This window comes from Kribbella sp. VKM Ac-2568, assembly GCF_004345365.1.
In the GTDB taxonomy this organism is placed as follows: domain Bacteria; phylum Actinomycetota; class Actinomycetes; order Propionibacteriales; family Kribbellaceae; genus Kribbella; species Kribbella orskensis.
In genome coordinates this window covers 1-18,680 of the sequence record NZ_SLVF01000014.1, presented here as the reverse complement: position 1 = coordinate 18,680, position 18,680 = coordinate 1, and the positions used below count along the sequence as shown (strand labels likewise).

Below are 18,680 nucleotides of genomic sequence, written 5' to 3'. Positions count from 1 at the left end.
ACCTTTCATCGCCCCGCAGCGGCAAAGTCATAGCTGCACGAACAAGACCCCCGAGTTCCGGCTCACCCAGCGCGAAGCCCAGGCGGACTGTCCCTCGTGTGCATGGCCGAGTCACGGGCCGATCTTTCGGGATCCGGCTGCCGTAAGGAGGTTTGTCGTGGACCGATCAGTCGCCGCCCGCCTCGACGCGCCTGACACTGCGGTGCAGGAGAAGACACCATGAGGGCCTATCGAGTCTGCTGGCTGTTCTTCTGTGGTGTGCTCGGCGCATTGGGCGGCGTCGCAGCCTTCACCTGGTCCCTGTCGATAGTCCTTTTGCTGTTGATCTGCGCATCCTCGACAGGCGGCATCGTCGCGATGGTCGCGCTGGACCCTGGCGACGACACCCGGCTCCCGCGCGACAGCCGACGAATAGTCGCCATGAGCTCGATCCTGGCCGGGGCCGGGACCGTGGCGTTCATCGGCGTCGGGACATTGGTGGGTGGTCCGACGGCGGTCCTGCTGCTGGCGATCACGGCCGCGGGATCGCCCTACGCGATCGTCTACTCCCTTCGCTGGCTGAGGCAACACGGCCACCTGCCCACACTCTCACCGCAGGCAGCCCCGTCGGACCCTGCCGAGCGCTCGGCAGGGTCCGCCCCGGCTCCGATCTCGCGGATCCGACCGTGCCAGGAAGCCAAGCCTCACGTTGCGCCGGCTTCGTTGAGCGACGACGCCCTATGCCTGGCGTGGCGAGCCAGCTTCTCGGCTCTGCAAAGGGCCGGCTCGCCCGCGGAACGGTTATGCATCGTCGATGAGCGCCGGGCGTATCTCGAAGAGCTCGAGAACCGCAACGCCCGTGGCGTCGCCGCGTGGCTGGCATCAGGAGCCAGGGCGGCAGGAGACCCCAGCAGGTTCGTCCTGGGAGACAGCGTTCTAGGCCACCCAACGATCGACTGGGACAGCCTCATCCACGGCACGGACAACTGAGGCCCGCCCATGACCACCCAAGCCGCAACTGGCAGATGCCAGGGAACTGAGACCGCGATGACCAAGATTGAACGCCTCTATGGCTACTGCGGGCAGAGCCCGTGGCTGGACAACCTCACCCGCGCCTCGCTGCGTGACGGGACCCTGGCGCGCATGGTCGCCGACGGGATCCGCGGTGTCACCGCGAACCCGACGATCTTCGCTAGAAGCATCACCGGCTCCCACGACTACGAGGAACAGTTCTCGACGCTGATGGCGGCCGGCAAGTCGGTGGACGAGGCTTACTGGGAGTTGGTCATCTCCGACGCCAGCGAGGCTCTTACTGTCCTGCGTCCGGTGTTCGACGGGGGTGACTGCATCGACGGATTCGTATCGGTGGAGGTGTCTCCCGAGCTAGCCCACGACGCTCCGGCCACGATCGCCGCGGCGCGGTGGCTCCGCCGGCGGATTGACCAGCCCAATCTGCTCGTGAAGATTCCGGCGACTGCCGAGGGCGTCACCGCCGTCGAAACGCTGACCGGTGAAGGCTGCAGCATCAACGTCACGCTGCTGTTCTCCCTGTCCCGCTACGCCGAGATCATCGAAGCCTATCTGTCAGGGCTTGAGAGGTTCACCGCGAACGGTGGCGATCCCTCGACGGTCAGCAGCGTCGCATCGTTCTTCGTCAGCCGGGTCGACAGTGAGGTCGACCAGCGACTCGAGGCGCTCGGCACCGACGAGGCGCTCGCCCTGCGCGGCCAAGCCGCGATCGCGCAGGCCAAGCTGGCCTACCGGTTGTTCACCGAACAGTTCGCCACCGGTCGCTGGCACCGGCTCGCCGGCCTGGGCGCAGATATCCAGCGTCCATTGTGGGCATCGATGTCCACCAAGAACCCCAAGGACCGCGACACCCGCTACGTCGAGGAACTCATCGGGCCCGACACCGTCGCGACCTTGCCCGAAGCAACCATCGCCGCCTTCGAGGATCATGGCACGATGGCGCGCACCGTCGACACCGGTGTGCCGCAGGCAGCCGAGTTGATACAGCGGCTGGCCGCGGTCGGCATCGATATGACAGCCGTGGGCCGCACCCTCGAGGACAACGGCATCGCGAGCTTCGACAAGGCTTACCAAGACGTACTGGTGAACCTGGCGGCAGCCGCGCCGACAGCCGGCCATGCCCGCGAGAAAGGTTCCCCGCATACCTCTCGACGACGCACCCACGCCCGCAGCTGAACTTACCTCCCTCACCCGGCAGGAGGTCGTCGAGTGGGCCGTATCCAGGTCACTCGACGGGGTCACCGTCGCGAGCTGGCGCTCAGGGATGTTGCTCTTCGACGTTCTCTTCCAGGTTCTCCACTCGCCCCTCGTGGTCGCCGGCGTCCAGTAGGTTGTCGTGGGGCGCGCCGCTGTCTGGGTACTCCGCGAGCGCCAACTCCGGGTGATGTCTGTCGAACGCCGGGCTTTCGGATCGGATCCGTGGCAGGCTGAGGAAGTTGTGTCGCGGCGGCGGGCAACTGGTGGCCCACTCCAGCGACCGGCCCCAGCCCCACGGGTCGTCGACCCCGACCAGCGGCGACTTGCGCGACTTGTAGACGTTGTAGAGGAACGGCAACGTCGAGGCGCCGAGGATGAAAGCGCCGACGCTGGACACCTGGTTGAGGGTGGTGAAGCCCTCGTTCGCCCCGTACGACGCGTAGCGGCGCGGCATGCCCTCGACACCCAGCCAGTGCTGCACCAGGAACGTCGTGTGGAAGCCGATGAACAGCAACCAGAAGTGCAGCTTGCCCAGTCGCTCGTCGAGCATCCGGCCGGTCATCTTCGGCCACCAGAAGTAGAACCCGGCGAACATCGCGAACACCACCGTGCCGAACACCACGTAGTGGAAGTGCGCGACCACGAAGTAGGTGTCGGTGACCTGGTAGTCCAGGACCGGCGAGGCCAGGATGACGCCGGTCAGGCCGCCGAACAAGAAGGTGGTGAGGAAGCCCACCGCCCACAACATGGGCGTGTCGAACGAGATTGATCCTCCCCACATCGTGCCGATCCAGTTGAAGAACTTCACCCCAGTTGGGACGGCGATCAGGAATGACATGAAGGAGAAGAACGGCAGGCTGACCGCTCCGGTGACGAACATGTGGTGCGCCCACACTGTGGCCGAAAGTGCAGCGATCGCCATCGTGGCCGCGACCAAGCCGATGTAGCCGAAGACGGGTTTGCGGCTGAACACCGGCAGGATCTCGGTGATGATGCCGAAGAACGGCAGCGCGATGATGTAGACCTCGGGATGCCCGAAGAACCAGAACAGGTGTTGCCACAGCAGTGGACCACCGTTCGCGGCGTCGAAGACGTGAGCCCCCAAGGCTCGATCCGCCTCCAGCATCAGCAGCGCACCGGCCAGGATCGGGAACGCGATCAGGACCATCATCGACGTTATGAATACGTTCCAGGTGAAGATCGGCATCCGGAACATCGTCATCCCGGGAGCACGCATGGTGATCACGGTGGTGATGAAGTTGACCGCACCCAGGATGGTGCCCAGACCCGCCAGCCATAGACCCATGATCCACAGGTCACCGCCGACGCCCGGCGAGCGGACCGCGTTGGACAGCGGTGCATAGCCGGTCCAGCCGAAGCTCGCAGCCCCGCCTGGGGTCAGGAAGCCGCTGAATGCGATGAGGCCGCCGAACAGGAACAGCCAGTAGCTGAACATGTTGAGCCGCGGGAACGCGACGTCCGGGGCGCCGATCTGGACCGGCATGATCACGTTGGCGAACCCGACGAACAGCGGCGTCGCGAACAGCAGCAGCATGATCGTGCCGTGCATGGTGAAGAGCTGGTTGTAGACCTCTTCGTTCACGATCTGCAAGCCCGGCTTGGCGAGCTCGGCGCGGATCAGCAGCGCCATCACACCGCCGATCAGGAAGAACACGAACGAGGTGATCAGATACAGGTGGCCGATCAGCTTGTGGTCGGTGGTGGTTAACCACTTCACCACGGCCGTACCCAGGGGGCGGCGCTCGCCTCCAGGCGTTGCTTTGGACTCGACACGGTCAGCCAGTGACCGTATCCGCTCTCTGTGCGCGGTGATGTGCGTCAGCTGCTCCGCGAATGAATCAGCGTCGTCGGCGCTACGCACTCTGCCGGCGCCCCTGTGCCGCCTCACCAGTTCGCCGGTGGGTCGCTAGCCGGAAATGAGCCGTAGCCCCACACGTCAACGATGTCGGCAGGCCCGACGGCAGGCGGGGGTGGGGAATCCTGGCCTGTCCGTAATGGGACGGCTTGCACGCCGTCCGGGGAAACCGCATGACCGAGTTGTGTCACTGAGACCTCCATGCCTACCTGTGGGCAGCACGGCGAAGGAAGTTGTTCGCCGTGCTGCCCTGTCTGAGGCCACCCTGTCGCTTGAGGTCGGAGGTAGATATGCCCGCCGTCGGCCGTTCGTCGGCAGTCTGGTTGCCGGACACCGGCAACCAGGTCGAAGCGCCGCGGCCTCCGCGGGTCGGGTCCCGCAGCTGCCATCGTATGAAGGGGTTCCTGCCCGTGATGGCCAGGCAACCAGAGCCCTCGGATCGACTACCCGTTGGGTGTCATGGTTCGATCAGGCCGGCCCGGATGGCGTAGCGAGTGAGGTCCAGACGATCGCGCAGGCCGAGCTTGTGCAGCATGTTGGAACGGTGTCGCTCGACGGTCTTGGCGCTGATGAACAGCTTCTCTGCGATCTCCTTGGACGAGTGACCCTCCGCTACCAGCTTGAGCACTTCTTCCTCGCGGACGGTGAGAATCTGCGCGGGAACGCCTTCGCCACGGCGAACACGGTCCAGATAGTCGCGTATGAGCGCGGTGGCCGCACCTGGGTAGAGAAACGGCTCGCCACGCATGGCAGCCCGGCACGCCTCTACCAGGTCGCGGTCCGCGACAGACTTGAGGACGTAACCACACGCTCCGGCTCTGAGGGCCTGGAAGAAGTACTGCACGTCGTCGTACATCGACAGCATCAAGATCCGCAGGTCCGGCTGGAGGGCGGACAGCTCGCGGGCCGCCTGTAAGCCTGTCATCCGGGGCATCGCGACGTCGAGAATGGCGAGGTCGATGGGCTGACGCGCGGCCAAGGCGAGCGCTTCCGCGCCGTCGCCTGCTTCGGCCACCACGGTCAGGTCCGGTTCGCCCTCGAGGATGAGACGTACTCCGCGACGGACCAGCGCGTGGTCGTCGGCGAGCAGGATGCGCGTAGGGGTCAGTTCAGACATGATCAACCGCCGTCCCCGTGGAGTGGTACGGACAGGCCGACCTGCACGCCGCCCCCGGGAGCCGCCTCGAGTTCCAGGGCGGCGCCGATCAGCAAAGCACGCTCACGCATGCCGCGTAGTCCGGCGCCCTCGTTGGCGAGTCCGAAACCGCGGCCGTCGTCACAGATCAGTAGCTGGATGCGATCGCCGTCGCGGTACAGATGCACTCCGACCTGGGTGGCGTCGGCGTGACGGGCCACGTTGGTGAGGCTTTCCTGAGCCACTCTGTAGAGCACCAGTTCCGTCTGCTGATCCAACTTGGGCAGGTCGGCTTCGAACCGGCGATGGACTGCCAGCCCGGTGTGGGTGGACAGGTCGGTGGTCAGAGTGGTCAAGGCGCTGACGAGACCGAGATCCTCGAGAGCACCGGGCCGGAGTCTCCGCGCGAGGCGACGCACCTCATCGAGGCTTGCACGGGTGGTCTCCTGTGCATGCTGGAGGTCGGTTCGCAGACCTGGGTCGTTGGCATGGTCGGCCGCCCGCTTCAGTTCGAGCAGTACCGCGGTCATGCTCTGGCCGACTTCGTCGTGCAGTTCCTGAGCGATTCGGCGCCTCTCAGACTCCTGGGCGGACAGCGCACGCGCGCTGCTGGTCGCACGCTCGTGCTCCAGCCGGCCGAGCATGTCGTTGAAGGCGCGAACGAGGTCAGGGACGCCACCGTGACCGACTACCGAGACGCGTTGTCCAGGGCGGAGCAGATCGACGGTGGCCATTCGGCGGGTCACTCGCTCCAACGGTGCCAGGCCAACGTGTAGCAGGACGGCGTTGGCGACCAGCATGACCACAAGGCCGCCGATCAGCACGATCGCCTCCGTGAGGAGCACCGGCACGGAGACGGTCACAGGCGCCCAGAGCAGCAGCGCCGTAGCCCCGCCCAGAACCACTGCATTGAGTCCGAATATCCGCCAGAACAACGCCATCGCAACGTCGCCTTCCTCGATTGCACGTACGCCCACTATCCACCCCTTGCGTTGTCCCGGCGCCGGCGCCGAAATGCCATCCGGCTGGACTGCCCCGAGGTCAGCTGTCCGCGTTGGGCGACGTCGTGTGGCCCGTGGGGACTTCGTTCGCGAAGCTGGGATGGCGGTCGGCGGCGATCAAGGCGAGGCCGGCGCCGCGGACGGCGGCGAGATGAGGGGCGGGCGCGGACCGTACCGCGACGCGCAGTCGTCTCGCGAGCCGGTACGTGATCTCGGGACGCAGTGCGCCACCTCCGGTGAGCAGCGGCCCGCGTTCCAACGCGTCGACAACCTGCGGGCCGAGGTCATCATCACGCAGCAGACCCGTGACTGCGGTCACGATCCAGTCCACGAGAGCAGCAGCTGTCGTCGCAGCGCCAAGATCTGAGGTCCCCAGGGCGAGACGACTGGGTTTTGTGACGGCTCCATCCACCAACAACCCGACCTCTGTCAGGTGAGCGCCGATGTCCACAACCAACAGCGGCTGTTTCAGATCGGCGCCTGCTCCGATCGCACCGGCCTTCACGCTGTCGATGGTCAGCAGGGTGCGGGCGTCGAGAACCTCCAGCGCAGCCAGAGCGCTTACGCGATGCTCGTCGACGCACAGCACCGGGGTGGTCAAGACGACGATGGAGCAGTTGCCGAAGCCAGCTCGCCGGCCGAGCAGGTGATCGAGCAGGCGCACGGCTCCTGGGAGGTCGACGACCTGGCCGCGCCGCACGGGAAAACAGATGCCCTGGGCACCGGTCGACGTGGTCGTGGGCACATCGATGACCAGACCTTGGCCGGGCATCCATGCCCGCGTGCGGGCGCTGCCCAGGTCGATCGCGATCCCCGGCGACCGCCGACCAGCTGACCAGATGCCGCGCCGTCGCCGCGACGCCGGGCGTGGGGATCCAGTCACGCGGCCGCTGCCTCCTTCAGTCGGTGGCACGGTTCGCAGTACCGAGCGTGCGGCACGATCGTCAGGCGCTGCACCGGAATCGGCCAATCGCACAGGTGGCAGCTTCCGTAGTGGCCCGCCTCCATCCGGTCGAGCGCCGCCTCGACATCGGCGACGACCAGGCGGGCGGCCGCAGCGAGCGCGTTCAGCACCTCTTCTCGAGCCATCGTGTGCTGGTCGTCTCGCCGGTCGTCGGAGAGTGGCCAGACTTCGGAGATGCTTTCGAGTTGCTCCAGCCGAAATGCCAGCTCGTGATGAAGCTGCGCGCGCAGCGCGGCCAGCATCTTGGGGCCTATTCGGACTTCGCCGATAGCGGCAAACACGTAGTTCAAGGCTTCACACCTTTCGACAAAGGCGTAGGGGACGGACTGCTCCGGACGCACATCAAGTGCGTCCGGGTGGTCAGTCAAGAGGTCGGGTTGTTTGTAGGAGCCGACCCAGGTCAGAGGGCGCGCTGCTGACAGCCGACGCAGTTGCGCACGTAGGGCAGGATCTCCAACCGCTCTACCGGAATGCGGGTGTCGCAACCCTGGCACACGCCGTAGGAGCCCGCAGCCAGTCGCTCCTCAGCAGCAGTGATCTCGGCCAGTACCCGGTGGATGGCGGCCGTCTGAGCCAACATGAGCTCCTCTGCGCCGTGCGCTGCGCGTTGTCCGATGGCGCGCAGTTGGGTCAGTCGCGAGCCGCGTTCGTGTTCCAATCGCTGGCGGGCCTCATGCACGGTCATTTGCGCGGAACGGGCCGCTTGGGTGCTCACGTGACGCACGTCCTCTCACGAACGCGGGGTGTATGTCGAAGCTGCTGATGCCAACGGAGTCGTCGCACCACTCGCCTCGAAAAGCGTTTAACCTCCAACCATGGTCGACATCGACCGCAGCGACCATCCGGGCCAACACCCATTTATGGAGGTGCCCGACCTGTACGAAGGACGGGAACCGAGCAGAAGACCCGGTCGTGAGCTCGACAGCGGCGCCTACCACAGAGTGCTCATCGATTACCGACAGGACAGATAGACCACAGCAGGACGTGGGGAGACAAGTGGGTGGGGTCACCTCCCGCGGCTACGCCTCCTCCAGGATGTGATCTCCTGCGATCCATCCGACGGCCATCGTGGGCGCGGCGGTGTTGCCGGACACCTGGACAGGCAGGACCGAAGCGTCGGCGATCCGTAGGCCCTCGACCCCGCGGACCCGGAGTCGCGAATCGACGACGTCGTCGCCGTTGGGTCCCATCGCCGCCGATCCGACCGCGTGGAAGATCCCCGCGCCGGTGTCGAGGGAGTACCTCAGCACCTCTTCTGGAGTAGAGACCGCAGGCCCGGGAAACTCTTCGTCCAGGATGTAGTCAGCGATCGGACCCTGGCCGAACACGCTGCGTGCCGTGTCCAAGATGGCGGCGGTGGCCTTGCGGTCGCCCTCGTCCTCAAGGAAACGTGCGGTGATGATGGGTGCGTTTTCAGGGAGCTTGCCGGACAGGTGAACCGACCCAGTGGTGGTGGGGCGGGTCTGGTAACCCATGAACATGATCCCGGAATGCTTGGCGAGCTTCACGGTGGCGCTGCTGGTGTCGAGCGCCATCGGCACGAAGAGCCCATGGATGTCTGGACGATCCAGCTCGGGTGAGGACTTGAACTGGACCACCAGGTCGTAACCGGCGGTCGAGATCGGGCCCTTGCGGTTGAACAGGTACTTGAACCCTTCCCAGCCCTGCTTGGGGATCGTGTTGAGCTCTTGGGTGGGGCCGATGTTCTGCTTCAACCGCACCTGGGTGCTCACGCCGCGCTGCTCGATGACTCGTTCACCCACGTTGGGACTCTCCACGACCACGTCGATCCCGGCAGCGCGCAGGACCTCGCCGCGCCCGATCCCGGACCGTTCCAGCAGCAAGGGGGTCTCCACGGCGCCCGCGGATACGATGACCTCCTTGCGGGCGGTGTAGTCACGCGTCTGACCGCCTTCGCGGGCGCGTACTCCGACGACCCGCTTGCCTTCGAAAAGCAGGTAGCCAGCGCGTGTGCGGGTCTGGATCGTCAGGTTGGCGCGCTTGCGGACCGGGCGTACGAACGCGCTGTATGCGCTGGTGCGTACGCCGTTCTTGATCGTCGAGGGTGTGAAGCCGATTCGCTCGGTGTCGTAGGCATTCGCATCTTCCACCGACTGCCAGCCGTACTTCTCCGCCGAGCCGAGGATCGCCGACACCACCTCGTCGTCATTCTCGACCACCGAGACACCCAAGGGGCCGCCTGCTCCGCGCATGTCTGAGCCGCCGAGGTTGTGATCCTCCATCGACTTGTAGATCGGCAGCACGCGCTCCCAGCCCCAACCGGGGATCCCGCGGTCGACCAATCCATCGAAATCTGCCTTGGCACCTCGGGTCCACATCATTCCGTTGACCGCTGTCGAACCGCCCAAGACCTTCCCGCGAGTCCAGTCCTCGACCTGTCCACTCGGTCCGACGGGCTGGGTCTTGTAATGGTAGGTGTACCGGTCACCTCGGAGAGTGAAAAAGAACCCCTTCGGGATGTAGAGCATCGGGTTGGCATCCCGACCGCCGTACTCCAGGAGCAAGACCTCGTTCTTCGTGTCTTCTGACAGCCGGTTGGCCAGTACGGAGCCCGCAGCCCCAGCCCCGATGACGATGTAGTCGTAGTCGCCGCTCATGTCGATCTCCTTCGCTCAATGTTCGCGTGTGCACCGGAACATCACCCGCGATTATCGCTATAGTGTGTGTAGCGTAATTCGGTCCACCGATATTCCCGAGGAGATGCGTCAATGTCCGACAGTCGACACCGCGGCCGGCCGCGGCTGGAGGAGACCCAGCACAGCATCATCCGGGCGGCACTCGAGCTTCTGCGGGACAAGGGGCCGACCGCGGTGAACATCGACGCGGTGGCCGCTCGCTCCGGCGTCGCCCGAACGACCATCTACCGCCGCTATCGCAGCCGAGACGAACTGCTCGCAGCGGCGATCAACGACATCGTCGATCGACCGCTACCTCCCCAGGAGTTGTCGGTCCCGGACAAGCTGCGTTGGGTTCTCGAGCAGGTCCACGACTTCATGGAGAACGGGCTCGGACGTGGGGGGATCGCAGGAGTGCTCGCGGACACCGATCCGGCGTTCACCAGTGCCCTACGAGAACGAATCGCGCACCCGCTGAGTTCGCTGATGGACATCATGACCGCAGACGTCGAGGCTGGTCGCGTGAGCGCACGAATAGACCCCGACACCGTGGTCGGGCTCCTGTTCGGCGCCTATCTGGGTGAGGTGCTCCGGCATGAGGAGCCGCGCAGAGACTGGTTGGACCGCACCGTCGACCTGCTGGCCGACGCGATCACCGAACACTGAGCCGGGGCGGTCCTCAGTACAGACGCCTCTTCGAGATTCTGCACTCGCCTTTCGTCGTCGCCGGCGTCGAACGGACCGGATGCGGGGGAGGGTGACGAAGTTGTACCGTGGCGGTGCGAACTTGTGGCCCGCCGTGCTGCTAAAGGTCCGCACGACGGGCGCTGGCGATCGCGGTCCGCCAAGCTTGTTCGGCCGCCACACTCCCCACCGACAGGTTGGTTCTGCCCCGGAGCAGATTCAGTAGCACATGCGCGTAAGGCGAGAGACTGGCGTCGGGCTGGCGTCCGATCAGCGTCAGTGGCACGAGGCCGGAAGAACCTCGTGGCGACAGGGCCCTGAAGCTCAAGGAGAGGTCGTTCGGGCCGTCGAGGCCGATCCAGAGGCGGCCGCCGTCCGCCGAGTCGTCTGCGGCTGTGTGGGCTTGGAACGGCCAAGGAGGCTGTGAACGGAACCGCACCAGGATCCCCTTGCGACGGGCGATGAGGGCTTTGCCCGCGCGCATCCGGAAGCGTGTGCCCGACCAGCGTTCGTTGTCGATTGCCAGGACCACTTCGGCGAATGTTTCGGTGTTCCGTTCGGGGTCCAGACCGTCTTCAGCGACTTAGTCGGGAACCTGGCGGCCGTCAGCTCCGCCGCTGTCGGCCAGTCGTCCCGCGGTGTACCTGGCTGAGTGCGCCGGACCGGTCGTAGAAGCCGGCCCGGTCCTCCAAGGCGAGCGTCTCCTCCCACAGCACCTCGATCTGCACGGTCAATGAGCCAGCCATCCACTCACCGACGCCGGTTGGCGACGACCGCAGCAGCTCTTCGGCGAGCGGATTGGTGAAAGGGCACGAGCGGATGACGCGCGGCGAAATCCCTGCCCGTCTGCTCGCGGTGTTCGACCATCCGACGACCGCTGGACAACGTCCCTCACCGAGAGTAGGAACGTGAGCAGGCGCATCAGTCGAGGAGTGTTGACGATGTCGAAGGTAACGATCGTCGGAGCAGGAAACATGGGCCGCGGTATCGGTTCGCGGCTGGCCGGCGACAAGTTTCAGCTCCAAGTCCTCGCCCCCACCGTCGAGCACGCGACCGGCCTGGCCGACGAACTCGGCAACGGCGCGACTGCAGGCGGGGTGGACGATCCCATCGAGGGCGAGGTCGTGGTGCTGGCAACGCCGTACGACGGAGCCCTGGACTTCGTTTCGAGGCGCGGAGCTGACCTGACCGGCAAGGTGGTCGTCGACATCACCAACCCCGTGGATTGGGCTTCCTTCGATCGTCTGGTGACCCCGCATGACTCCTCGGCTGCGCAAGAGATCGCGGCCAGGCTGCCGCCGGGCGTCCCGGTGGTGAAGGCCTTCAACACCACATTCGCCGGGACGCTGACCAGCGGTGAGGTGTCCGGTCAGCAGCTCGATGTCCTCATCGCCTCCGACGACGAGGAGGCGAAGCGGAAGGTCACCCAGCTCGTGGAGTCCGCCGGCATGCGTCCTGTCGACGCCGGACCACTGCGCCGCGCCCAGCAGTTGGAACACCTGGGCTTCTTGCACATGGCCCTACAGGACAGCCTTGGCAGCGGCTACGGCAGCGCGGTGAAGTTCGTCAGTCCGTAACGGCGCTCGGTGCTCGACGATCGGTAGCGCTCGGGCTGCACGACACCGCGTTGGCTGCGGCCGAAGACCTGGCGGGCCTGGGTAATGCGGGGCGTCCGGGAGGTGTCAGGAACAGCTCGCGATCGCGCCAGACCACGACGACGGACAGCACCAGCAGGGCGGCCGGCGCGGTAGTAGAGCCAGTTCATCAGAATGACGAACGGGATCAGCGAGACCCCGTAGTTGAGGCTGTGGATCAAGCCCTCATCAACGACCTCCGCCTGGTAGCGGCTGACGTTCTCCAGCGCGCGAGACGCTCTGACCGCGGGGCTGCGAGACGCGCTCCCTGACGTGACCCAGGCGACGCTCTACCGGCATGTGGCCGCACTGGTCGAGGCGGTCATGTTGCCGACGACTTCGACCGGTTCATCGCCGCGGATGAACCCGCGTTGCGGTACCTGCTCGGCTTCGGACAGACAAACTTGTACGTCAATGGCGAGGATCTCGCCCGGATTCAGGCCGGCCTCGGCGAGTTGCTGGCGGCGTACCAGACTGACCGCACCGATGGACGCCACAGAGTCTCTTTGGCGACCGCATTGATCCCGGAACCGTCATCCGCATCGACCGACAGCGGGCGCGAATAGTGCTCGCCCGGGGCCCTGCGCTGCCTGCGCGGGTCCCGGTCGGGCGGACTGTCGGGCTGGGGCGGGTAGGTGGAGGTGTCCGTCGTGGACTTCGGCGATCTGGTCGACCGCGTTGAGGCTGGTGCGGTCGTGGGTGACCAGGACGGTGGCGGTGGCCTGTTGGCGGGTGAGGCGGGTGATCAGGTCGATGACGGCGGCGCCGCGTTCGTGGTCGAGGGCGCTGGTCGGTTCGTCGACCAGGAGCACCCTGGGATCATTCATCAGGGCGCGGGCGATGTTCACACGCTGGCGCTGTCCGCCGGAGAGCTGGTGGGGCCGTCGGCCGGCCTGGTCGGCCAGGCCGACGGCGTCGAGCAGTGCCATGGCCCGGTTCCGGGCGGTACGCGGCTTGCGGCCGTCGATCTGTGCCATCACCTGGAGCTGCTCGGCAGCGGTGAGGGATGGCAGCAGGTTGGGCTGTTGAAAGACGATCCCGATCTTGTGGCGACGCAGGTCTGTCAGTTCCGCGCGGGTCAGGGCGGTGGTGTCGGTGCCGTCGATGGCGACGGTGCCGGCATCGGGGCTGATGAGGGTGGCGGCGACGGCGAGGAGGCTGGACTTGCCGGATCCGGAGGGGCCGACGACGGCGGTGAGGGTGCCTTTGGGTACGTCAATGGTGACCTGGTCGAGAGCGGTCAACCGCGAACCGCCGTCGGGGTAGGTGAGGGTGATGTCGGTCAGGTTCAGGCTCATCGGGTGCTCCCCAGGGCGGTCAGCGGGTCGACGGAGGTGATTCGACGGATGGACAGCGCGGCGCCTAGCGCGCCGAGTGCGATGATCACGGCGGCCGGCACGAGGACCGTTGCGGGGGTGAGAAGGAACGGCACGGCTGAGCCGGCGACGAGAGCTCCGAGGCCGGCGGCGATGCCGGTGCCGACCAAGGTGCCGCCGGCCAGCAGGACGACCGCCTGGCCGAGGGCGTCCTTCAGCAGATTGGCGGTGGAGGCACCCAGAGCCTTCAGGACGGCGACGTCGCCGCTGCGCTGGATGGTCCACACGGTGAAGAAGGCACCGATGACGAGGGCCGAGATCGCGAACAGGAAGCCACGCATCAGTTGCAGGGAGCCGTTCTCGGACGAGTAGGAGCCGATCGCAGGCAGCGAGTCGTCCAGGGAGACCGTCTTGGTGGCCGCTGCCCGGTCGGCGGCCTTGAGATCGGCGCCGGAGGTGGTGATCACGGCGATGACGGTGGCGGTCTGCTCGCCGGCTTTGCCGGTGGGGGGCGCGGTCTTCTGCCAGCTGCCGAGGCTGATCCAGATGACCGGGGTGTGGCTGAAGGAAGCATCACCGCTGACGGCAGCGACGGTTACCTCCTGCCCGGCGAGGGTGAAGGTGTCACCCGCCGCGAGGCCGAGGTCGTCTGCGGCGGTGCTGGACAGGACCGCCGTCTGGTCGTCGAGCTTGTCGCTGGCGGGGGCGATCGCGGATCCGGGCTGGACGCCGAAGGCGGCCACACCGGCGCTCTTGGTTCCGGCGGTGGCCTTGGTGGTGGTGATGCCCAGCGGCTCGGCGCTGACCACCCCCGGAGTCTTGGCCCATTGCCGCCACTGCGTCTCTGTGACGGTGGAGTTGGAGTATGAAAGCTCCTGCCCACTGTTGAACGCGATCTCGTCGGCTGGCAGCGATGTGATGGCGGAGATGTTCTGCTGCCCCAGGCCGGCGGTCAGACCGGACAGCAGCCCGACCAGCAGGGTTATCAACACGATGACGGCGCCCATCAGGGCGAAGCGCCCCTTGGCGAACTTCAGATCTCTCCATGCGACGAACACGCAGCGGCCTGCCCTTTCACGGGTGGAATTGGTATGTCTCCACCTTCGCGGTCACGCTGTGGATCGGCATCTGGCCCAGGACAGTACTTGGCGCGTCGAAAGGCGGCATGCCGGTTCTAACTTTCGATGGAGGCATGGCCGGGTGGCGCTCCTTAGGCTGGAAGGACTGTGAACGCCACCGCCAACACCTTGACTCCTACCCGGCCACTGGCCTGGTGCCTGCACCTGTTGATCGTCGGGCTGCTCGCCCTGGCCGCCGGTCGGGCCCTCGCCGACAGCCGCCCGCACGCCGGACTGATCGTCGCCGCGGCCGCAACGTGCGCCCTGGTGTATGCGGCCGGTCCGGTGCTGCCCCGCGTAAGCCGCTCGCGGAGGGCCGCCGCGCTGTGGCTGGCTGCGGTGGGTGCTGTTTGGCTACTGCTGTTGGCGCTCTCCGCCGACGCGGTGTGGCTTGCGTTCCCGCTGTACTTTCTCGAGCTACACCTGCTACCGCGCCGGGCCGGCCCGGTCGCCGTGGTGACCACAGCGGCAGCGGCTATCGTCGGCTTCGCCGCTCACCAGGGCTCCTTCAGCGCGGCGGTGGTGATCGGACCTGCCCTCGGTGCTGCGGTGGCGGTGGCGGTGGTGTGGGGGTATCAGGCCCTGTATCGGGAGAGCGAACAACGCAGGCGCCTGATCGAAGAGCTCACCGCCACCCGCGCCGACCTCGCCCAGGTGCAGCACACCGCCGGTGTGCTGGCCGAGCGCGAACGCCTGGCCCGCGAGATTCACGACACCATCGCCCAGGGGCTGTCCAGCATCCAGCTGCTGCTGCGCGCCGCCGAACGCGCCCTGCCGCGCGCGCCGGAGAACGCCGTCCGCTACGTCGGCCAGGCCCGGCAGGCCGCCGTCGACAACCTCGCCGAGGCCCGCCGTTTCGTCGCCGCCCTCACCCCGCCAGCTCTGGAGGGCACCACCCTGGCCGACGCTCTGAAGCGACTGTGCGCCACCACCTCCACCAGGCACCCGCTCACCGGACGGTTCCACCTCACCGGCGATCCTGTACCGCTGCCCACCGCGCACGAGGTCGCGCTGCTGCGTGTCGCCCAGTCCGCCCTGACGAACACTGTTCGCCACGCGCATGCCAGCACCGCCGACGTCACCCTCAGCTACCTGGGTGATCACATCGTCATCGAGATCGTCGACGACGGCACCGGCTTCGACCCCGGCCAGCTGCCCGTCCCCGATCCCGAGAGCGGTGGCTTCGGCCTGAACGCCATGCGTGCCCGCGTCCACGCTCTCGGCGGTACCCTCGCCATCGAGTCCGCCGCCGGCCATGGCACCGCCCTGGCCGCTGAACTCCCCCTTCCACAGCCTGCCGAGACCACGTCCGAGGCCCGCCTGTGACCGACAACCCCATCCGACTACTGCTGGCCGACGACCACCCCGTGGTGCGAGCCGGGCTGCGCGCCGTGCTGGAGACCGAACCCGGCCTCGTCGTGGTGGCCGAAGCCGCCACCGCTGAGGACGCTGTCGCCCGCGCCGCCGAGGGTGGCATCGACGTCGTGCTGATGGACCTGCAGTTCGGCAAGGGGATGGGGGGTGCCGAGGCCACCGCCGCGATCACCGCCCGACCTGCCGCTCCACGCGTTCTGATCGTCACCACCTACGACTCCGACGCCGACACCCTGCCTGCCATCGAGGCCGGAGCCACTGGCTACCTCCTCAAAGACGCCCCACCCGAAGACCTGGCCGCCGCCGTACGCACCGCCGCGGCGGGCCGAACCACGCTGGCCCCGGCTGTCGCGGACCGGCTGATGAACCGGCTGCGTACTCCCGGCACCGCCCTGACCCGGCGTGAGTCCGAAGTTCTGGCACTGGTCGCCGAGGGCCTGTCCAACCAGGCCATCGGCGCCCGGCTCCACCTCACCGAAGGAACGGTCAAATCCCATCTGGCCCGTATCTACGTCAAGCTCGACGTGGACTCCCGCACCGCCGCTGTCGCGACCGCCACCGGACTCGGCATCATCCGCCGTTAACCAGGGCGGCCGTCGTGTTCAGCCGGGCCGAATCGTCCTACCGTGGGCCAATGGGAGGGACCACTCACCGAACCGTGGGTTGATCAAGGGGGACACCGAGACCGCGCTGTACCTGCACCACCGACCACCGCGCGGCCGGCGTACCGCGGTCCTGGAGGCGGCACTCCACGACGAAACTCAAACTCCCCGCTCAGGGGGGCGACGTTCGACGAAAGGACATGTCGTATGAACATCACCAGCAAGACGCGAGGCCGCCGGCTCCTGACCGTTGCCGGGTTCCTCGCCGTCCTGGTCGCCGCCGCGGCCCCGGCCTCGGCCGCACCGCAGCAGAAAGCAGCCCAAACGTCCAGCACCGCGGCCGCCGTCGCGACGGACCAGTCCCACAAACCGGGCACGAAACCGACGCTGGTGCTCGTCCACGGCGCCTGGGCGGACGGTTCCGGCTGGTCCAAGGTCACCCGCCGGTTGCAGAACGACGGGTTCACCGTCCGCGTCCCACCCAACCCGTTGCGCAGCCTCCCCGGCGACGCGGCAACGATCAGGGACTTCCTGTCGACGCTGTCCGGTCCCATCGTCCTGGTCGCCCACTCGTACGGCGGCGCCGTGATCACCAATGCCGCCACCGGCAACCCGAACGTCAAGGCCCTGGTGTACGTCGACGCTTTCGCGCCCGCCGAGGGCGAGATCATCTTGGCGCTCGCCGGGGCGGACTCAGCGCTGGCAGCCGATCCGACGACCGTCTTCGACTTCGTCCCCTACCCCGGAGCACCGCCGGGCGACGTCGACCTGTACCTGAAGCACAACGTGTTCCTGACCTCGTTCGCGACCGGAGTACCCCGCCCCGAGGCCGAACTCTTGTACGCGAGCCAGCGCCCACTCACCCTGAGCTCCGGAAGCCAGCCCTCAGGACCGCCGGCCTGGGCAACCATCCCGTCGTGGTACGTGCTCGGCACCCAGGACGCCATCATCACCCCGACAGCCCAGCAGTTCATGGCCGAACGCGCCCACGCCGAGATCACCCGCGTCAAGGCAGGCCACCTCAGCATGATCACCCAACCGCAGCAGGTCACCGCAGTCATCGAACAAGCCGTCCGAGCAACCAACTGAGCGCCACCCGCGGGCGTGCGGAGACCAACGCCGCACGCACGCGGCCGGCGGGTGGGGTCAGCGTGCCGAGTTTGGCTACTGTCTCGTCGGGTGCGTCTACTGACCCCCGTAGTGTCGTGGTGGATGGATCACCGAACCAAGGGGCACAGCGTGAATCAGCAGTCCGTGCCATCGGCACTTAGCACTGCGGACTGGCGCCGCAGGGTGTTCGCACTGTACGGCGATGTGCGCGAGGCGACCGACCGAGCCGAGGCACATGCGATCTGGCGGGCCGGGCGGGACGAGTTGCTGGCGAGTCACGATGCGTCGCCCGTGCCCGTCGAGGAACGCGAGGTGTTTCGTGGTGTTCAGATCGGGGACTACCAGCCAGAGTTGCGGTTCGAGGTCGCCATCGACACGGATGTGGAGCCGGTGCGGTGGGAGGTGCCTTCGGCAACCGATGGCGTGATTCCCTTCACCCGAATCGGGGCCCTGCACCTTCCAGCGGTTGGCGACTTGGATGTGTGGTGGCTCGAGTCTTACGGCGGTGGTGTGTTCGTGCCCCTCAAGGATGCCCTCGCCGGCGCCCGCACCTATGGCGGCGGCCGCTATCTGTTGGACACGGTCAAGGGTGCGGACCTGGGCGGTGATTTCCGAGAGGGCTGGCTCGTCGTCGACCTGAACTTCGCCTACAACCCCTCGTGTGCCTACAGCCCGCTGTGGACCTGCCCGCTCGCACCGGCAGGCAACACGGTGACTGCGGCCCTGCCGGTCGGCGAACTCACCGTCAACTCGACCCACGACCCCGAAGTTCAATCGGCTTGAGAAGTCCGTACCGATGGAAAGTCACCATCAGCGCCGGCCGACCGCAGTCACTCCGGACACGGGGTCATGGACATTGCGTGCTTCCAGGTCGAGGATGCAGGGAGTCATTGAGCTTTTGGGAGGGGCGGGATGGGGACGTCGTGGCGGCGGGTTGTGGCGGTCGGGTGCTCGGTGGGGTTGCTGCTGGGGCCGTTGGTGGTGGCTGGTCCGGCGCGGGCGCAGGATCGGCCGGCCAGGCCGGT

Annotated in this window: 21 protein-coding genes; 8 read left to right on the top strand and 13 right to left on the bottom strand. The window is 66.8% G+C overall.

All coding sequences use genetic code 11. The features are described from left to right. Positions 1–219 precede the first annotated feature (219 nt). Both EV648_RS33600 and tal read left to right on the top strand, forming a co-directional pair. Positions 220–969, top strand: a complete 750-nt coding sequence (locus EV648_RS33600; protein ID WP_132299150.1) for a hypothetical protein — start codon at positions 220–222, stop codon at positions 967–969. Between the two features lie 9 nt (positions 970–978). Next, positions 979–2,184: a transaldolase gene (tal, locus tag EV648_RS33595; RefSeq protein WP_241995853.1), complete on the top strand. Its 1,206-nt coding sequence runs from the start codon at positions 979–981 to the stop codon at positions 2,182–2,184. 82 nt (positions 2,185–2,266) lie between these two features. Here tal and ctaD read toward each other — a convergent pair whose 3' ends face one another. The 7 genes from ctaD to EV648_RS33560 all read right to left on the bottom strand — a co-directional run bounded on the left by ctaD (position 2,267) and on the right by EV648_RS33560 (position 9,799). Next, complete coding sequence (gene ctaD / locus EV648_RS33590; protein WP_370452759.1) at positions 2,267–4,009, bottom strand: cytochrome c oxidase subunit I; 1,743 nt, start codon at positions 4,007–4,009, stop codon at positions 2,267–2,269. Between the two features lie 529 nt (positions 4,010–4,538). Continuing rightward, positions 4,539–5,198 carry a response regulator transcription factor gene (locus EV648_RS33585; protein ID WP_132299149.1) on the bottom strand — a complete coding sequence of 220 codons (660 nt, stop codon included), beginning with the start codon at positions 5,196–5,198 and terminating at the stop codon, positions 4,539–4,541. Between the two features lie 2 nt (positions 5,199–5,200). Next, a complete protein-coding gene (locus tag EV648_RS33580) occupies positions 5,201–6,193 on the bottom strand; it encodes a sensor histidine kinase (RefSeq protein WP_241995851.1) in 993 nt (330 codons plus the stop codon). Positions 6,194–6,257: 64 nt separating this feature from the next. Then, complete coding sequence (locus EV648_RS33575) at positions 6,258–7,100, bottom strand: rod shape-determining protein (protein ID WP_199234960.1); 843 nt, start codon at positions 7,098–7,100, stop codon at positions 6,258–6,260. Continuing rightward, positions 7,097–7,462 (bottom strand): TraR/DksA C4-type zinc finger protein, encoded by a 366-nt coding sequence (locus EV648_RS33570; protein WP_241995894.1) that lies wholly within the window; start codon positions 7,460–7,462, stop codon positions 7,097–7,099. Before EV648_RS33570 ends, EV648_RS33575 begins: the two co-directional genes overlap by 4 nt. A gap of 119 nt (positions 7,463–7,581) precedes the next feature. Further along, on the bottom strand, positions 7,582–7,896 hold the full coding sequence (locus EV648_RS33565) for a TraR/DksA C4-type zinc finger protein (protein WP_241995850.1): 315 nt from the start codon (positions 7,894–7,896) through the stop codon (positions 7,582–7,584). A gap of 304 nt (positions 7,897–8,200) precedes the next feature. Then, the gene (locus EV648_RS33560; protein WP_132299148.1) at positions 8,201–9,799 is read right to left on the bottom strand and encodes a GMC family oxidoreductase; all 1,599 of its coding nucleotides are present in this window, start codon (positions 9,797–9,799) and stop codon (positions 8,201–8,203) included. A gap of 111 nt (positions 9,800–9,910) precedes the next feature. Between EV648_RS33560 and EV648_RS33555 the strand changes: the two genes are divergently transcribed. Beyond that, the gene (locus EV648_RS33555) at positions 9,911–10,483 is read left to right on the top strand and encodes a TetR/AcrR family transcriptional regulator (RefSeq protein ID WP_132299147.1); all 573 of its coding nucleotides are present in this window, start codon (positions 9,911–9,913) and stop codon (positions 10,481–10,483) included. Positions 10,484–10,622: 139 nt separating this feature from the next. On the opposite strand, the gene EV648_RS33550 is transcribed toward EV648_RS33555, so the two are convergent. Further along, positions 10,623–11,069, bottom strand: a complete 447-nt coding sequence (locus tag EV648_RS33550) for a hypothetical protein (protein ID WP_132299146.1) — start codon at positions 11,067–11,069, stop codon at positions 10,623–10,625. 37 nt (positions 11,070–11,106) lie between these two features. Then, positions 11,107–11,247, bottom strand: a complete 141-nt coding sequence (locus EV648_RS42835; RefSeq protein WP_158294138.1) for a hypothetical protein — start codon at positions 11,245–11,247, stop codon at positions 11,107–11,109. Between the two features lie 195 nt (positions 11,248–11,442). On the opposite strand from EV648_RS42835, the gene EV648_RS33545 reads away from it, so the two are divergent. Next, positions 11,443–12,078 (top strand): NADPH-dependent F420 reductase, encoded by a 636-nt coding sequence (locus tag EV648_RS33545; protein ID WP_132299145.1) that lies wholly within the window; start codon positions 11,443–11,445, stop codon positions 12,076–12,078. Here EV648_RS33545 and EV648_RS33540 read toward each other — a convergent pair. The 4 genes from EV648_RS33540 to EV648_RS33520 all read right to left on the bottom strand — a co-directional run bounded on the left by EV648_RS33540 (position 12,045) and on the right by EV648_RS33520 (position 14,509). Further along, positions 12,045–12,317 carry a hypothetical protein gene (locus EV648_RS33540; protein ID WP_132299144.1) on the bottom strand — a complete coding sequence of 91 codons (273 nt, stop codon included), beginning with the start codon at positions 12,315–12,317 and terminating at the stop codon, positions 12,045–12,047. The two genes, EV648_RS33545 and EV648_RS33540, sit on opposite strands and share 34 nt — an antisense overlap. A gap of 108 nt (positions 12,318–12,425) precedes the next feature. Continuing rightward, positions 12,426–12,632 (bottom strand): hypothetical protein, encoded by a 207-nt coding sequence (locus tag EV648_RS33530; protein ID WP_132299143.1) that lies wholly within the window; start codon positions 12,630–12,632, stop codon positions 12,426–12,428. A gap of 36 nt (positions 12,633–12,668) precedes the next feature. Next, complete coding sequence (locus EV648_RS33525) at positions 12,669–13,433, bottom strand: ABC transporter ATP-binding protein (protein ID WP_132299142.1); 765 nt, start codon at positions 13,431–13,433, stop codon at positions 12,669–12,671. Further along, positions 13,430–14,509 (bottom strand): ABC transporter permease, encoded by a 1,080-nt coding sequence (locus EV648_RS33520; protein ID WP_132299141.1) that lies wholly within the window; start codon positions 14,507–14,509, stop codon positions 13,430–13,432. The genes EV648_RS33525 and EV648_RS33520 overlap by 4 nt, the downstream gene beginning before the upstream one ends. A 228-nt stretch (positions 14,510–14,737) precedes the next feature. Here EV648_RS33520 and EV648_RS33515 point away from each other — a divergent pair, with 228 nt between their 5' ends. From EV648_RS33515 to EV648_RS33500, 4 genes are all read left to right on the top strand, one after another. Continuing rightward, positions 14,738–15,895, top strand: a complete 1,158-nt coding sequence (locus tag EV648_RS33515; protein WP_241995845.1) for a sensor histidine kinase — start codon at positions 14,738–14,740, stop codon at positions 15,893–15,895. Next, a complete protein-coding gene (locus EV648_RS33510; RefSeq protein WP_132194989.1) occupies positions 15,892–16,527 on the top strand; it encodes a response regulator transcription factor in 636 nt (211 codons plus the stop codon). Before EV648_RS33515 ends, EV648_RS33510 begins: the two co-directional genes overlap by 4 nt. 225 nt (positions 16,528–16,752) lie before the next feature. Further along, a complete protein-coding gene (locus EV648_RS33505) occupies positions 16,753–17,634 on the top strand; it encodes an alpha/beta fold hydrolase (protein ID WP_132299139.1) in 882 nt (293 codons plus the stop codon). Between the two features lie 150 nt (positions 17,635–17,784). Further along, positions 17,785–18,438 carry a DUF1684 domain-containing protein gene (locus tag EV648_RS33500; protein WP_206751956.1) on the top strand — a complete coding sequence of 218 codons (654 nt, stop codon included), beginning with the start codon at positions 17,785–17,787 and terminating at the stop codon, positions 18,436–18,438. Positions 18,439–18,680: the final 242 nt, after the last annotated feature.

Excerpts from the sequence above, each read along its gene's own strand:
- EV648_RS33525 (WP_132299142.1), bottom strand. The coding sequence starts at position 13,433 with ATGAGCCTGAACCTGACCGACATCACCCTCACCTACCCCGACGGCGGT.
- EV648_RS33560 (WP_132299148.1), bottom strand. The coding sequence starts at position 9,799 with ATGAGCGGCGACTACGACTACATCGTCATCGGGGCTGGGGCTGCGGGC.
- EV648_RS33555 (WP_132299147.1), top strand. The coding sequence starts at position 9,911 with ATGTCCGACAGTCGACACCGCGGCCGGCCGCGGCTGGAGGAGACCCAG.
- EV648_RS33545 (WP_132299145.1), top strand. The coding sequence starts at position 11,443 with ATGTCGAAGGTAACGATCGTCGGAGCAGGAAACATGGGCCGCGGTATC.
- tal (WP_241995853.1), top strand. The coding sequence starts at position 979 with ATGACCACCCAAGCCGCAACTGGCAGATGCCAGGGAACTGAGACCGCG.
- EV648_RS42835 (WP_158294138.1), bottom strand. The coding sequence starts at position 11,247 with ATGGCTGGCTCATTGACCGTGCAGATCGAGGTGCTGTGGGAGGAGACG.
- EV648_RS33505 (WP_132299139.1), top strand. The coding sequence starts at position 16,753 with ATGAACATCACCAGCAAGACGCGAGGCCGCCGGCTCCTGACCGTTGCC.
- EV648_RS33600 (WP_132299150.1), top strand. The coding sequence starts at position 220 with ATGAGGGCCTATCGAGTCTGCTGGCTGTTCTTCTGTGGTGTGCTCGGC.
- EV648_RS33585 (WP_132299149.1), bottom strand. The coding sequence starts at position 5,198 with ATGTCTGAACTGACCCCTACGCGCATCCTGCTCGCCGACGACCACGCG.